The following is a 14,549-nucleotide window of genomic DNA, read 5'->3' as shown; positions in this document are numbered from 1 at the left end:
AAACGCCCGGTTACATTCCGAACCCGGAAGCTAAGCCTTTCAGCGCCGATGGTACTGCAGGGGGGACCCTGTGGGAGAGTAGGACGCCGCCGAACTAACTTGATGAAAAGCCCCGTGGGAGCCATTGGTTCCCCCGGGGCTTTTCTGCGTTGTCGTGGATCTTGGGACCCGCGGCGCGGGCCGGTCGGGGGGACAGGTAAGGTCAAGGGGCATCGTTGGCACATTTCCCACAGGAGGCCCCCGCGGTGGAGGTCCAGGAGACGCGGGTCCAGACCGATCGCGTCCTCACCATCCCGAATATCCTGAGCATGGCTCGCCTCGTCGGCGTGCCCCTGTTCCTGTGGTTGATCCTGTGGCCTGAATTCGGGGGCCCGAAGGCGGCTGACGGCTGGGCCCTGGTGGTCCTCGCCCTGAGCGGCGTCAGCGACTACCTGGACGGCAAGCTGGCCAGGCGCTGGAATCAGATCAGCAGCCTGGGCCGGATCCTGGACCCGGCGGCCGACCGCCTGTACATCCTGTCCACGCTCGTCGGTCTGACGTGGCGCGACATCCTGCCGATCTGGCTCACCGCGGCCCTGCTGGCGCGCGAACTGATGCTCCTCATCGCGGTGGGAATCCTCGGGCGTCACGGATACGGCCCTCCCCAGGTGAACTTCCTGGGCAAAGCAGCTACGTTCAACTTGATGTATGCCTTCCCGTTGCTCTTGCTGAGCGACGGAGATGGCTGGCTTCACTCACTCGCCGCTGTTTTCGGATGGGCGTTCGCAGGATGGGGTACGGCGCTCTACTGGTGGGCAGGGATCCTCTACGTGGTCCAGGTCCGCCGGCTCATCAGGGCGGACGCCACCGCCGACTGAGCTCTTCGAACCGGCAGGCAGTGCCAGGGCCCGGCGCCCGTAGGTAAGAACAGGAACAGCGGGCGCTCTGGGCGAGTGAAGTCGGCAAGACCGTCGTCTCTCAGAGGAGGACGCTTCCGACATGAAGGCCGTTGTGATGGCCGGCGGCGAAGGAACACGCCTTCGCCCCATGACGTCCAGCATGCCCAAGCCGCTGCTTCCTGTCGCCAACAGGCCGATCATGGAGCATGTACTTCGGCTGCTGAAACGGCACGGTCTCAACGAGACCGTGGTTACCGTGCAATTCCTCGCCTCGCTCGTCAAGAACTATTTCGGTGACGGCGAAGAGCTGGGAATGGAGCTCACCTATGCCAATGAGGAAAAGCCGCTCGGCACCGCCGGCAGTGTGAAGAATGCCGAGGAGGCCCTCAAGGACGACGCCTTCCTCGTCATCTCCGGTGATGCCCTCACCGACTTCGATCTCACCGACCTGATCCGGTTCCACAAGGAAAAGGGCGCGCTCGTCACGGTGTGCCTCACCCGGGTGCCCAACCCCCTCGAGTTCGGTATCACCATCGTCGACGAAGGCGGCCGGGTCGAGCGGTTCCTGGAAAAGCCGACCTGGGGCCAGGTCTTCTCGGACACCGTCAACACCGGTATTTACGTCATGGAGCCCGAGGTCTTCGACTACTTCGAGCCCGATGTGTCCGTCGACTGGTCCGGTGATGTCTTCCCGAAGCTGATGAAGGAAGGCAAGCCGATCTACGGCTATATCGCCGAGGGCTACTGGGAGGACGTCGGCACCCACGAGAGCTACGTCAAGGCCCAGGCCGATGTGCTCGAAGGCAAGGTCGATGTGGAAATCGACGGTTTCGAGATCTCGCCGGGCGTATGGGTGGCCGAGGGCGCCGAGGTGCACCCCGACGCCGTGTTGCGCGGTCCGCTGTACATCGGTGACTACGCCAAGGTCGAGGCCGGGGTGGAGATTCGCGAACACACCGTCGTCGGCTCCAACGTCGTCGTCAAGAGCGGGGCGTTCCTGCACCGGGCCGTGGTGCACGACAACGTCTATCTCGGGCAGCAGAGCAATCTGCGCGGCTGCGTCATCGGCAAGAACACCGATGTCATGCGGGCCGCCCGGATCGAGGACGGCGCGGTCATCGGCGATGAATGCCTCGTCGGTGAGGAATCGATCGTCCAGGGCAATGTGCGGGTCTATCCCTTCAAGACCATCGAGGCCGGTGCCTTCGTCAACACCTCGGTGATCTGGGAATCACGCGGCCAGGCGCATCTGTTCGGCGCGCGCGGCGTGACCGGGATCCTCAATGTGGAGATCACCCCGGAACTCGCCGTGCGGCTCGCCGGCGCGTACGCCACCACCCTGAAGAAGGGGTCCACGGTCACCACCGCCCGCGACCACTCGCGTGGTGCCCGTGCCCTCAAACGGGCGGTGATCTCGGCCCTGCAGGCCAGCGCCATCGACGTACGCGACCTGGAGAACGTCCCGCTGCCGGTCGCCCGCCAGCAGACCGCCCGCGGCAGCGCCGGCGGCATCATGATCCGTACGACGCCGGGCGTGCCCGACTCCGTCGACATCATGTTCTTCGACGAGCGGGGCGCCGACCTTTCGCAGGCCGGGCAGCGCAAGCTGGACCGGGTCTTCGCCCGGCAGGAGTACCGCCGCGCCTTCCCGGGCGAGATCGGCGACCTGGCGTTCCCGGCCAGCGTCTTCGACTCGTACACCGGCTCGCTGCTGCGGTCCCTGGACACCACGGGGATCGCAGAGTCGGGGCTGAAGGTCGTCGTGGACGCCTCCAACGGCAGTGCGGGTCTGGTCCTGCCCAGCCTGCTGGGCCGGCTCGGCGTCGACTCCCTGACCATCAACCCCGGTCTCGACGAGTCCCGGCCCACCGAGACCGCCGACGCCCGGCGCTCCGGTCTCGTCCGGCTCGGCGAGATCGTGGCCTCGGCGCGGGCCGCCTTCGGCGTGCGCTTCGACCCCGTCGGCGAGCGGCTCTCCCTCGTGGACGAACGCGGCCGCATCATCGAGGACGACCGCGCGCTGCTGGTCATGCTGGACCTGATCGCCGCCGAGCGGCGCAGTGGACGGGTCGCGCTGCCGGTGACCACCACCCGTATCGCCGAGCAGGTGGCCGCCTACCACGGCACGCAGGTGGAGTGGACGACGACCTCGCCCGACGACCTGACCCGGGTGGGCCGGGAGGACGGCACGGTCTTCGGCGGCGACGGCATGGGCGGCTTCATCATCCCGGAGTTCAGCAGCGTCTTCGACGGCGCCGCGGCGTTCGTCCGGCTGATCGGCCTCGTCGCCCGCACCCAGCTCACGGTCAGCCAGATCGACGCACGCATCCCGCGGGCCCACGTCCTGCGCCGCGACCTGGCCACCCCCTGGGCGGTCAAGGGCCTGGTCATGCGGCATGTCGTGGAGGCGGCCGGCGACCGCGACGTGGACACCACCGACGGCGTCCGGGTCGTGGAGTCCGACGGCCGCTGGATCCTGGTCCTGCCCGACCCGGCCGAGGCGGTCACGCACCTGTGGGCGGAAGGGCCGGACGACGCCTCCGCCCAGCAGCTGCTGGACGAGTGGTCGGCCGTGGTGGACAGCGCCGGACGCTGATTCGGACCCCACCGGCGCGCCGGGCATCGGCACGCCGGTGGGGCCATTGGGAGACTGCGGAGCCGACGTGCGACGATGTGCGGCATGTCGCAGCAGCGCCCCGATCGGAGCACACCGAACAGACCGGCCGCGCGCCCCGACGCCTCCATGTCGCTGCTGACCAACGTGATGGACCACAGCCTCGACGACGGGTACGCCGAGGCGGCCGCGCGCAAGTCGGAGGCGGGTGTGCGCGGTCTGCCGCGCACCCTGCGGGCGAAGTTGGGCCTCGCGGCCGGTCTGGTGCTGGCCGCGCTCGTGGTGACCGTCGGGGCGGCACAGGCCCGGATATCCGCACCGACGCTCGCCAAGGAGCGTACGGAGCTGATCAACCGCATTCAGAAGGGCACCGGCCAGGCGGACCGGCAGCAGCAGCGGGTCGACGCGCTGCGGGACGACGTCAGCAGGATGCAGCGCGAGGCGCTGAAGCAGCACGGTGGGGGCAAGGCCGAACTGCTCGCCCTGCTGGCCGGTTCGACGCAGGCCACCGGGCCGGGCGTGAAGCTCGTCGTGGACGACGCCAAGGGGGCCGAGTCCGGTGGCGGCGGGCCGCGGGAGAGCAGCGATTTCTCGGACACCGGGCGGGTGCGGGACCGGGACATGCAACGCGTCGTCAACGGCCTGTGGGCCTCGGGCGCGGAGGCCATCTCCGTCAATGGACAGCGGCTTACGTCACTCTCGGCGATCAGAGCCGCGGGAGACGCCATACTGGTCGACAACAAGCCACTGGTGCCGCCCTATACGGTGCTGGCGGTGGGGGACGGGCAGCGGCTGAGCACCGCGTTCCAGGACAGCGCCGACGGTCAGTACCTGCACATCCTGCAGGAGAACTACGGCGTCCGCGCCAGGATTTCCGCCGAGAGCGAGCTGACGCTGCCGCCCGCGCCCAGCTTGATCGTACGTACCGCAAAGCCGAAGGCCGGTGCCGCCAAGCCGGACGGCGCCGACACAGGGAAGGGCACATCGTGATCGCCGTACTGGGCCTCATCGTGGGAGTCGTGGTCGGGCTGGTGGTGCGGCCCGTGGTGCCGACGGTGGTCGAGCCTTACTTGCCGATCGCTGTCGTCGCCGCGCTGGACGCCGTGTTCGGCGGTCTGCGGGCCATGCTGGACGGGATCTTCGACGACAAGGTCTTCGTGGTCTCCTTCCTGTCGAACGTGGTCGTCGCGGCGCTGATCGTCTTCCTCGGTGACAAGCTGGGCGTCGGTGCCCAACTCTCCACCGGTGTCGTCGTCGTGCTGGGCATCCGCATCTTCTCCAACGCCGCGGCGATCCGCCGGCACGTCTTCCGGGCGTGAGGCGGATGGCAACGGACGAGAAGCCGGACCCGGAGCAGCGGCCGGAGCGCCCGGAACGGCCGGAGCTGGAGCGCGGTGCGGCCGACCGGCGGCCGATGCCGCCGGAGAGCCGGAGCGCGGCTGAGCCGGCGAAGTCCGCGGACGACGCGGAAAGCCAGGAACCGGACACGACTGGACAGAAGCCGGACAACGGGGCAGACTCCTCGGCCCCGGCGGCGGACACCGCCGACGGGGACGCGGAACGCCCGAAGACCGGTCGGGAGCGGCTGGTGGCGAGCCTGTGGCCGCCGCGGCTGACCCGGGCTCAACTGATCGTCGCCCTGCTGCTGTTCATTCTCGGCCTCGGCCTGGCGATTCAGGTACGTTCCACGAGTGACAGCAGTGCGCTGCGAGGTGCGCGTCAGGAGGACCTGGTTCGCATTCTGGACGAGCTGGACAACCGCTCCCAGCGGTTGACGGACGAACAGCGGCGCCTGGAAGGGCAGAAGACCGAGCTGGCGAACAGCTCGGACCAGGCCGAGGAGGCCCGTAAGCAGACCGTGGAGAAGGAACAGCAGCTGGGTGTGCTGGCCGGGACCGTCGCGGCGCAAGGGCCCGGCATCAACCTGACCATCGACGACCCGACGCACTCCGTGGAGGCGGACAAGCTGCTGGACACCATCCAGGAGCTGCGGGCGGCCGGCGCCGAGGCCATCCAGGTCAACGACGTCCGGGTCGTCGCGAACACCTCCCTCTCGGACGTCCGGGGCGGGGTGGAGATCGACGGCCGGCGCGTCACGCAGCCGTACCGCTTCAAGGTCATCGGCAAGCCGGAGGATCTGGAACCGGCGCTGAACATCCCCGGTGGAGTGGTCCAGACACTGGAAAAGGAGCAGGCCAAGGTGTCTGTGACCCGTGAGGAGAAGATCATTGTGGACGCCTTGCGGGCGGCGAAGCGGCCTGACTACGCTCGGTCGTCATCGCAGTGAGGCGTACAGGTATGTCGAGTGCCCCAGGAGGGCATGAGGTAGCGGGGGGTCGACGCACCGTGCGTGTGGTGTGTGGTGGAAACTGTCTGGAGGCCACGGACGTTCACTGGATGTCCGGATGGGCCGGTGTGTGCATCGAGGGTTCGTCCTGCCCCACGGGCGGGTCTGTTTCGTTCAAGGGGAATCGCCCGTGAAGTTGTTTGGAAAGCTGTTCGGCAAGAGCGCGCGCCAGGAGGGCGGCAGCGGCTCGGCGCGGCATCGCGCTGCGGGCCGGGCCGACGAGAGCGGCGCGGCCGAGAACCGTCCCCTCTTCCGTGACGAGGTCGGCGGTCCGTCCGGGGGGCACGGCGCGGGTTCTGTTGACCCCTCCGGTGCCGCCCGCATAGGTTCCCAGGAACCATCAGCCGCACCCACGGGCGGAGGTCCGGCCTTGCCGGTTTGTACGAGGTGTGGGCACCGGAACGCCGAGGCGAGCCGGTTCTGCTCCAACTGCGGCGCGCCGCTGCGCGCAGGTGCGCAGCCCGAGCGGGCGTCCGAGACGACGTCGACGATCTCCATTTCGGGGCTCGAGGCCTACGACTCGGAGACGACGGGCCAGAATCTCTCGCCCGCGCTGTCGCCGGAGGCCCAGGCGGCCGTGGACGCCCTTCCGTTGGGTTCGGCGCTGCTCATCGTCCGCCGCGGTCCTAACTCCGGCAGCCGCTTCCTTCTGGACAGCGAGCTGACGACGGCGGGCCGGCATCCGCAGAGCGACATCTTCCTCGACGACGTGACGGTCTCGCGTCGGCACGTGGAATTCCGTCGCGGCCCGGACGGCCTCTTCACGGTCTCCGACGTCGGCAGCCTGAACGGCACCTACGTCAACCGTGAGCGCATCGACTCCGTCGCCCTCAACAACGGCGACGAGGTCCAGATCGGCAAGTACCGCCTGGTCTTCTACGCGAGCCAGCGAGGCGCCGGCATCTGACCGGCCAGGGAAGGCACATGCGCCATACACCGAAAGGCGGTGCCGGGGATTCCGGCACCGCCTCCTCGGCCGGCAAGCCGGTGAGCATCGGCACGGTGCTCAACCAGCTGCGCGAGGAGTTCCCCGAGGTCACCATCTCCAAGATCCGCTTCCTGGAGGCCGAGGGGCTGGTCGAGCCGAAGCGCACGCCTTCCGGGTACCGCAAATTCACCCCGGCCGACGTGGAGCGGCTGGCGAGCGTCCTGCGGATGCAGCGCGACCACTATCTGCCGCTGAAGGTCATCCGCGAGCATCTGGACGCCATCGAGCGCGGGGAGCAGGTCACGCTGCCGGCACCCGCCGCGCCTGCCCGCGATCTGATCGAGGGCGTCCCGGAAGCGGGCGAGGAAAACCCCACGGCTGCCCGGATCGGCCGGGCCGAGCTGTTGGCTGCCGCCGAGGTGGACGAGGCGGCGCTCGCCGACTGGGAGTCGTACGGACTCATCGTCCCCCATGCGGACGGCGGATACGACATCGAGGCCGTCACGGTCGCCAAACTCGTCGCCGACCTGGGGCGTTTCGGTCTCGAACCACGGCACCTGCGGGTCGTCAAGGCGGCCGCGGAGCGCGAGGCGGGCCTGGTCGAGCAGGTCGTTGCACCCCTTCGGCGGCACCGCAATCCGCAGACCAGGGCCCATGCCGAGGCCACCGCCAGGGAGCTCGCCACGCTCTCCGTACGGCTGCACGCGGCGCTGGTGCAGAGCGCGCTGCGGGGCCGGCCGTAGTGAGCAAAAGAGTGCCCGACTACCCAAACCTGCCGGGCACGTCCTAGGGTTGCTGTGTGAACGAGCTCGACGTCGTGGGTGTCCGGGTGGAAATGCCTTCCAGCCAACCGATCGTGCTCCTGCGGGAGGTGGGGGGCGACCGTTACCTGCCCATTTGGATCGGGCCGGGTGAGGCCACCGCCATCGCCTTCGCCCAGCAGGGCATGGTCCCCGCCAGGCCGCTGACGCACGACCTTTTCAAGGACGTGCTGGAGGCGGTGGGGCAGGAGCTGACGCAGGTGCGCATCACCGATCTGCGCGAGGGGGTCTTCTATGCGGAACTGGTCTTTGCCAGCGGGGTGGAGGTCAGTGCCCGTCCGTCCGACGCGATAGCGCTGGCCCTGCGCACCGGAACGCCGATCTTCGGCACCGACGGTGTGCTGGACGACGCGGGGATCGCGATCCCGGACGAGCAGGAGGACGAGGTGGAGAAGTTCCGCGAGTTCCTCGACCAGATCTCCCCCGAGGACTTCGGGACCAACAGCCAGTAGCCGGCGTGGCTGGAGGGGCGAAGGGTCTGATTCCGGCCAAACTATTTAGCCATTCCCCGCGCGAGGTCACGAGAAACCACTCGTAGGGTGATTATCACTCGGCGTGGCGAGCGCGGCGATCGTTGACGCACCCCGAGTGACTGCATACCGTCGATATGGCAGGTCCCGTCCGGGACGTGGAGGACGGAGGGCGGCGTGGCAATCACCGGCGACGGTATGGCGGCGGAAGGGGCGTTGCCGCTCCACGCGGGCGCAACGGCGAACTGCGCACCGGCACCGGCCGCGGCGGTGTCGGGGGACTGCGAGGCGCAGAACATCGGCTATCGCGGCCCGACCGCATGCGCGGCAGCGGGCATCACCTACCGGCAGCTCGACTACTGGGCGCGCACCGGCCTGGTGGAGCCGAGCATCCGGCCCGCGTACGGCTCCGGCACCCAGCGGCTCTACAGCTTCCGGGACGTCGTCGTCCTGAAGATCGTCAAGCGGCTGCTGGACACCGGGGTCTCGCTGCAGAACATCCGCACCGCCGTCCAGCACCTGCGCGCGCGGGGGCTGGCGGATCTGACGCGGATGACCCTGATGAGCGACGGCGCGACGGTCTACGAGTGCACCTCGCCCGACCAGGTCGTGGACCTCCTCCAGGGCGGCCAGGGCGTCTTCGGGATCGCCGTGGGCGTGGTGTGGCGGGACGTGGAGGGCGCCCTCTCGCAGCTGCACGGGGAGCGCGTGGACACCGGCGAGACGCTGATCGGGAAGAACCCGCACGACGAACTGGCACGTCGGCGCAACCGGGCCGGCTGAGCCGCACGCCCGGGCCCCGGCCCGGCGGCGGGTCGATTGTCAGTGCCATGCGGCAGCATCGGACATGTGAGACCCGCGCCGACGATCCTGCATCTGGACATGGATGCGTTCTACGCCTCTGCTGAGCAGGCGGCGAAGCCGAGCCTGCGCGGGAAACCGGTGGTGGTCGGCGGGATCGGGCCGCGTGGCGTCGTCGCCACGGCGTCGTACGAGGCCCGGGTCTTCGGGGTGCGCTCGGCGATGCCGACGGCCCAGGCGCGCCGGCTGTGCCCCAACGCCGCATACCTCAGTCCCCGTTTCACCCTGTACCGCCAGGTGAGTGAAACGGTCATGAGGCTGCTGCACGCCCTGTCGCCGCTGGTGGAGCCGCTGAGCCTGGACGAGGCGTTCGTGGACCTGGAGGCGGGCGGGGTGGCTCCGGAGACGGCCGCGGTACGGGCGGTGGGGGAGCAGCTGCGGCGCGACATCCGGGCGGCGACCGGCCTGACCGGCTCGGTGGGGCTGGCCGGCGCCAAGATGCTGGCGAAGATCGCGTCCGAGCAGGCCAAGCCGGACGGCCTGGTGGTCATTCCGCCCGGCACCGAGCGGGAGCTGCTGGGCCCGATGTCGGTGCGGACGCTGCCCGGGGTGGGGCCCGCGACGGCCGAGACGCTGCGCCGGGCCGGGATCCACACGATCACGGAGACCGCGGAGGCCGGCGAGGCGGAGCTGGTACGTCTCCTGGGGAAGGCGCACGGCGCCGGGCTGTACGCGATGGCCCTGGGGCAGGACGACCGTCCCGTGGTGGCCGAGCGCGACGCCAAGTCCATCTCCGTCGAGGACACCTTCGAGGTCGACCTGACCGACCGGACGCGGGTGCGGACGGAGGTGCTGCGGCTGGCCGACCGCTGCGTCCAGCGGCTGCGGGCGGCCGGGCGCTCCGGGCGCACGGTGGTGATCAAGGTGCGCAACTACGACTTCTCGACGCTGACCCGCTCCGAGACGCTCCGCGGGCCCACCGACGACCCCGCGGTCATCCGGGAGGCCGCGGTGCGGCTGCTGGAGCTGGTGGACACCACCGGCGGCGTCCGGCTGCTGGGTGTGGGGGTCAGCGGGCTGGCCGACTTCACCCAGGAAGACCTCTTCGCCCAGCTGATGACGGAGCGGGAGGCCGAGGAGCTGGCGCGGGCCGCGCAGGAGCGGGCCGGGGCGGAGCCCGCCGAGGAGGCACCTGAGGAGGAGCGGCCGCGCCGCTGGCACCCGGGCGTGGACGTGGTCCACGACGAGTACGGCGCGGGGTGGGTACAGGGCAGTGGGCTGGGGAGAGTGACCGTCCGCTTCGAGACGCCGTGGTCCGCACCGGGGAGGGTGCGGACCTTTGCCGTCGAGGACCCGGCGCTACGGCCGGGAGAGCCCCTGCCGCTGGTGGGCGGGGGGCCCGGGGCGGATCAGTCCTCCGATCCGGCGATCTTGCCGAAGTCGCTGTCGGAGGTGCCCGAGTTGCCGGGGGACACCGGGTCGGAGTCGGGGGAGGAGATATCCAGGCGGTAGTGGTGGTAGAGCTGAAGTTCCTGCTCAGGGGAGAGATGGCGGCCCACACCGAAGTCCGGGGCGTCCTTGATCAGCTTGCGGTCGTACGGGATGTGCAGGCTCTCGCCGACCATTTTGCTGGGTTCCAGGGGGACGAACGCGTCCCGGCTGAAGAGCCCGGTGCGTACGGCTGCCCACTCCGGTTCCCCCGTCGCGTCGTCGAGATAGACCTCGTCGATGGTGCCTATCTTCGCGCCGTTACGGTCGAACGCTTTGCGGCCGATCAGGCTCCGGGGATCGATATCGGTTTGCACGGCCCCTCCAATTGGTCGCAACTGCCCCGTGACAACTACCAAACGGCACATTTCATGCCCCGGCCACTCGAAGGATCCTTCGAGTGGTGCGCTGGTAGGCTGGCGAATGGCCGCAGAACCCGTGCGGGAGAGTCCTTTGTCGTTCGCGACGAGGGCGCCGAAGGAGCAAATCCTCCCCGGAATCTCTCAGGCACACGTACCGCACGGACGAGGTCACTCTGGAAAGCAGGGCGGGCCGCGGAAGGCACAGCTCCGGGACCCCTCCTCACCGACGGTGAAAGCCGGGCCGCCGTGCGCGGGCCGGTGAAGCTCTCAGGTTGAGATGACAGAGGGGGAGGCCGTCCGGGCACCCGCGCCGTGGTGCCCCTCGTAGGTCGTACCGACCAGGAGGCCCCCGCAGATGACCACCAACCGCATCTCCTTGACCGAGCTGGAGCGCGGCACCCCCTTCGAGCACCGGCACATCGGCCCCGACCACGAGGCGCAGGCCAAGATGCTGGCGCACATCGGTTTCGGGTCGCTGGACGAGCTCACTGCCGCCGCCGTCCCCGACGTGATCAAGAGCGCGGAGGCGCTCGGCCTGCCGCAGGCCCGTACCGAGGCCGAGGTCCTCCAGGAGCTGCGCGGCCTCGCGGACCGCAACCAGGTGCTGGCTTCCATGATCGGCCTGGGCTACTACGGCACGTTCACCCCGCCGGTGATCCTCCGCAACGTCATGGAGAACCCCGCCTGGTACACGGCGTACACCCCGTACCAGCCGGAGATCTCGCAGGGCCGCCTGGAGGCGCTGCTGAACTTCCAGACGATGGTCGCCGACCTGACCGGACTGCCCACCTCCGGCGCCTCCCTGCTGGACGAGGGCACCGCGGCGGCCGAGGCGATGGCGCTCTCCCGCCGCGTCGGCAAGGTCAAGCAGGGCGTCTTCCTCGTCGATGCCGACTGCCTGCCGCAGACCATCGCCGTGATCGAGACCCGCGCCGAGCCGACCGGCGTCGAGGTCGTCGTCGCCGACCTCTCCGACGGCATCCCCGCCGAGATCGCCGAGCGCGGCGTCTTCGGCGTCCTGCTGCAGTACCCGGGCGCCTCCGGGGCAGTCCGGGACCCGCGCGCCCTGATCGAGCACGCCCACGAGCTCGGCGCGATCGTCACCGTCGCCGCCGACCTGCTCGCGCTGACCCTGCTGACCTCGCCGGGCGAGCTCGGCGCGGACATCGCGGTCGGCACCACCCAGCGCTTCGGCGTCCCGATGGGCTTCGGCGGGCCGCACGCCGGCTTCATGGCGGTGCGCGAGCAGTTTGCGCGCAGCCTCCCCGGCCGCCTCGTGGGCGTCTCCGTGGACGCCGACGGCCACAGGGCCTACCGGCTCGCGCTGCAGACCCGTGAGCAGCACATCCGCCGTGAGAAGGCCACCAGCAACATCTGCACCGCGCAGGTGCTGCTCGCCGTCATGGCCGGTATGTACGCCGTCTACCACGGCCCCGAGGGCCTGCGGACCATCGCCCGGCGCACCCACCGCTACGCGGCCATCCTCGCCGAGGGTCTGCGGGCCGGCGGTGTGGAGCTGGTCCACGGCGCATACTTCGACACGCTGACCGCCCGGGTGCCCGGCCGGGCCGCCGAGGTCGTCGCCGCCGCCCGCGAGGCCGGCATCAACCTCCGCCAGGTCGACGCGGACCTGGTCGGCATCGCCTGCGACGAGACCACCGGCCGCGCCCAGCTGACCGGGGTCTGGGCCGCCTTCGGCGTGCAGGCCGACATCGAGAAGCTCGACGCGGCCACCGACGAAACGCTCCCGCAGACCCTGCTGCGCACCGACGACTACCTCACCCACCCGGTCTTCCACGAGCACCGCTCCGAGACCGCGATGCTGCGCTACCTGCGCACCCTCGCGGACAAGGACTACGCGCTGGACCGCGGCATGATCCCGCTCGGCTCCTGCACGATGAAGCTGAACGCCACCACCGAGATGGAGCCGGTCACCTGGCCCGCGTTCGGCCAGCTGCACCCCTTCGCGCCGGCCGACCAGGCCCAGGGCTACCTCACGCTGATCCAGGAGCTGGAGGAGCGCCTCGCCACCGTCACCGGCTACGACAAGGTCTCCCTCCAGCCCAACGCCGGCTCCCAGGGCGAGCTGGCCGGCCTGCTGGCCGTCCGCGCCTACCACCGCGCCAACGGGGACGAGCAGCGCACGGTCTGCCTGATCCCGTCCTCCGCGCACGGCACCAACGCCGCCAGCGCCGTAATGGCCGGCATGAAGGTCGTCGTCGTCAAGACCGGCGAGGACGGCGAGGTCGACGCCGACGACCTGCACGCCAAGATCGAGAAGCACCGCGACGAGCTCGCGGTCCTGATGGTGACGTACCCCTCCACCCACGGCGTGTTCGAGGAGCACATCACCCAGATCTGCGCCGCGGTGCACGACGCCGGCGGCCAGGTCTACGTCGACGGCGCCAACCTGAACGCGCTGGTCGGCCTCGCCGAGCCGGGCAAGTTCGGCGGTGACGTCTCGCACCTCAACCTGCACAAGACCTTCTGCATCCCGCACGGCGGTGGCGGCCCCGGCGTCGGCCCGGTCGCCGTCCGCGCCCACCTGGCGCCGTACCTCCCCAACCACCCGCTGCAGCCCACCGCGGGTCCGGAGACCGGCGTCGGACCGATCTCGGCAGCCCCCTGGGGCTCCGCGGGCATCCTGCCGATCTCCTGGGCGTACGTCCGCCTGATGGGCGGCGAGGGTCTCAAGCGCGCCACCCAGGTCGCGGTCCTCAGCGCCAACTACGTCGCCAAGCGCCTGGAGCCGCACTACCCCGTGCTCTACAACGGCCCCGGCGGCCTGGTCGCGCACGAGTGCATCATCGACGTCCGGCCGCTGACCAAGGCGACCGGCGTGAGCATCGACGACGTCGCCAAGCGGCTGATCGACTACGGCTTCCACGCGCCGACGATGTCCTTCCCGGTGGCCGGCACGCTCATGATCGAGCCGACCGAGAGCGAGGACCTCGCCGAGCTGGACCGGTTCTGCGACGCGATGATCGCCATCCGCGCGGAGATCGAGAAGGTCGGCACGGGGGAGTGGGACAAGGACGACAACCCGCTGCGCAACGCCCCGCACACCGCGGGCGCGCTCGGCGGCGAGTGGACCCACCCGTACTCCCGCGAGGAGGCCGTCTTCCCGGGCGGTGTCGTGGCGGCCGAGAAGTACTGGCCGCCGGTGCGGCGGATCGACGGCGCCTTCGGTGACCGCAACCTCGTCTGCTCCTGCCCGCCGCTGGACGCGTACGACGCCTGAGCCGTTCCACGGCAACAGCAAGGGCCCTCGGCAGGTGTTCTGCCGGGGGCCCTGGTGGTTCTTGCCGGGTGCGCGGGGTCAGGCCGCCGCGGTGACCCGGGCCCGGTGCGGGGCGATGACCTGCCCGTCCGGCAGCAGCTCACCGGTGTCCTCGAAGAGCAGGACGCCGTTGCAGAGCAGGCTCCAGCCCTGCTCCGGGTGGTGTGCCACAAGGTGTGCGGCCTCCCGGTCGGTGGAATCCGCTGAGGGGCAAGGTGGTTGGTGCTGACACATGGAAGTTGTCTTTCGCTGCGGTGTGGTGAACGTCGTCGTGCGGCTCGATGAGCTCGATGAGATGGCCATGGCCGCTCCCCCGTTTCTTCGGTCGGTCCCAGTGTTGCCCTACGGAAGGGATTCCGCAGGGATTTCGCAGCAGCGGTACTCACTCGATATCGACGCGTCACCCGTGCGGGCGGTTGCTCCCAAGTGCTCTCCTCTCCAAGGGGGTTGGGAGTGGTACCCGCGGGCTAGATGAATGAGTCCGATGTTCTCAGTGGTCGAAGGCGATCAGGGATCGTTTGATCTTGGCGCCAGTGGCCCAGTTGTGCCAGATGCAGGCT

At 69.7% G+C, this 14,549-nt stretch carries 13 protein-coding genes, 1 rRNA gene and 1 riboswitch; of the genes, 12 read left to right on the top strand and 2 right to left on the bottom strand.

Features of this window, described 5'->3' with window-relative positions:
* From rrf to ACGF4C_RS38955, 11 genes are all read left to right on the top strand, one after another.
* Positions 1-95: ribosomal RNA gene (gene rrf / locus ACGF4C_RS39005) — 5S ribosomal RNA — on the top strand; the annotation flags it as partial.
* A gap of 150 nt (positions 96-245) precedes the next feature.
* Complete coding sequence (locus tag ACGF4C_RS39000; RefSeq protein WP_030815048.1) at positions 246-857, top strand: CDP-alcohol phosphatidyltransferase family protein; 612 nt, start codon at positions 246-248, stop codon at positions 855-857.
* A gap of 121 nt (positions 858-978) precedes the next feature.
* Positions 979-3,474, top strand: coding sequence for a sugar phosphate nucleotidyltransferase (locus ACGF4C_RS38995; RefSeq protein ID WP_393573365.1), 2,496 nt, complete (start codon positions 979-981; stop codon positions 3,472-3,474).
* A 75-nt stretch (positions 3,475-3,549) separates the two neighbouring features.
* Positions 3,550-4,482, top strand: coding sequence for a DUF881 domain-containing protein (locus ACGF4C_RS38990; RefSeq protein WP_199816471.1), 933 nt, complete (start codon positions 3,550-3,552; stop codon positions 4,480-4,482).
* Positions 4,479-4,811 (top strand): small basic family protein, encoded by a 333-nt coding sequence (locus ACGF4C_RS38985; protein WP_003984969.1) that lies wholly within the window; start codon positions 4,479-4,481, stop codon positions 4,809-4,811. Before ACGF4C_RS38990 ends, ACGF4C_RS38985 begins: the two co-directional genes overlap by 4 nt.
* A gap of 5 nt (positions 4,812-4,816) precedes the next feature.
* On the top strand, positions 4,817-5,779 hold the full coding sequence (locus ACGF4C_RS38980) for a DUF881 domain-containing protein (protein ID WP_393573362.1): 963 nt from the start codon (positions 4,817-4,819) through the stop codon (positions 5,777-5,779).
* Between the two features lie 118 nt (positions 5,780-5,897).
* Positions 5,898-6,746: an FHA domain-containing protein gene (locus ACGF4C_RS38975; protein ID WP_393573360.1), complete on the top strand. Its 849-nt coding sequence runs from the start codon at positions 5,898-5,900 to the stop codon at positions 6,744-6,746.
* A 17-nt stretch (positions 6,747-6,763) separates the two neighbouring features.
* Positions 6,764-7,510: a MerR family transcriptional regulator gene (locus ACGF4C_RS38970; protein ID WP_393573358.1), complete on the top strand. Its 747-nt coding sequence runs from the start codon at positions 6,764-6,766 to the stop codon at positions 7,508-7,510.
* A gap of 56 nt (positions 7,511-7,566) precedes the next feature.
* Entirely contained in the window at positions 7,567-8,040 is a 474-nt protein-coding gene (locus ACGF4C_RS38965) for a bifunctional nuclease family protein (protein WP_006606439.1), read from the top strand.
* Positions 8,041-8,235: 195 nt separating this feature from the next.
* Positions 8,236-8,841, top strand: a complete 606-nt coding sequence (locus tag ACGF4C_RS38960) for a MerR family transcriptional regulator (protein WP_201802580.1) — start codon at positions 8,236-8,238, stop codon at positions 8,839-8,841.
* Between the two features lie 66 nt (positions 8,842-8,907).
* Entirely contained in the window at positions 8,908-10,371 is a 1,464-nt protein-coding gene (locus ACGF4C_RS38955; protein ID WP_393573355.1) for a DNA polymerase IV, read from the top strand.
* On the opposite strand, the gene ACGF4C_RS38950 is transcribed toward ACGF4C_RS38955, so the two are convergent.
* Positions 10,269-10,664, bottom strand: a complete 396-nt coding sequence (locus tag ACGF4C_RS38950; RefSeq protein ID WP_030416596.1) for a PRC-barrel domain-containing protein — start codon at positions 10,662-10,664, stop codon at positions 10,269-10,271. The two genes, ACGF4C_RS38955 and ACGF4C_RS38950, sit on opposite strands and share 103 nt — an antisense overlap.
* A 114-nt stretch (positions 10,665-10,778) precedes the next feature.
* Positions 10,779-10,876: riboswitch (glycine riboswitch) on the top strand.
* Between the two features lie 188 nt (positions 10,877-11,064).
* Between ACGF4C_RS38950 and gcvP the strand changes: the two genes are divergently transcribed.
* Positions 11,065-13,950, top strand: coding sequence for an aminomethyl-transferring glycine dehydrogenase (gcvP, locus tag ACGF4C_RS38945; RefSeq protein WP_393573352.1), 2,886 nt, complete (start codon positions 11,065-11,067; stop codon positions 13,948-13,950).
* Between the two features lie 78 nt (positions 13,951-14,028).
* Here the strand turns inward: gcvP and ACGF4C_RS38940 are convergent, their stop codons facing one another.
* On the bottom strand, positions 14,029-14,223 hold the full coding sequence (locus tag ACGF4C_RS38940; protein ID WP_030416598.1) for a DUF5999 family protein: 195 nt from the start codon (positions 14,221-14,223) through the stop codon (positions 14,029-14,031).
* Between the last annotated feature and the right edge of the window lie 326 nt (positions 14,224-14,549).

It is taken from the genome of Streptomyces sp. NPDC048197 (genome assembly GCF_043202395.1).
GTDB classification, from domain to species: domain Bacteria; phylum Actinomycetota; class Actinomycetes; order Streptomycetales; family Streptomycetaceae; genus Streptomyces; species Streptomyces siderophoricus.
This window is presented reverse-complemented; position numbering and strand designations above follow the sequence as displayed.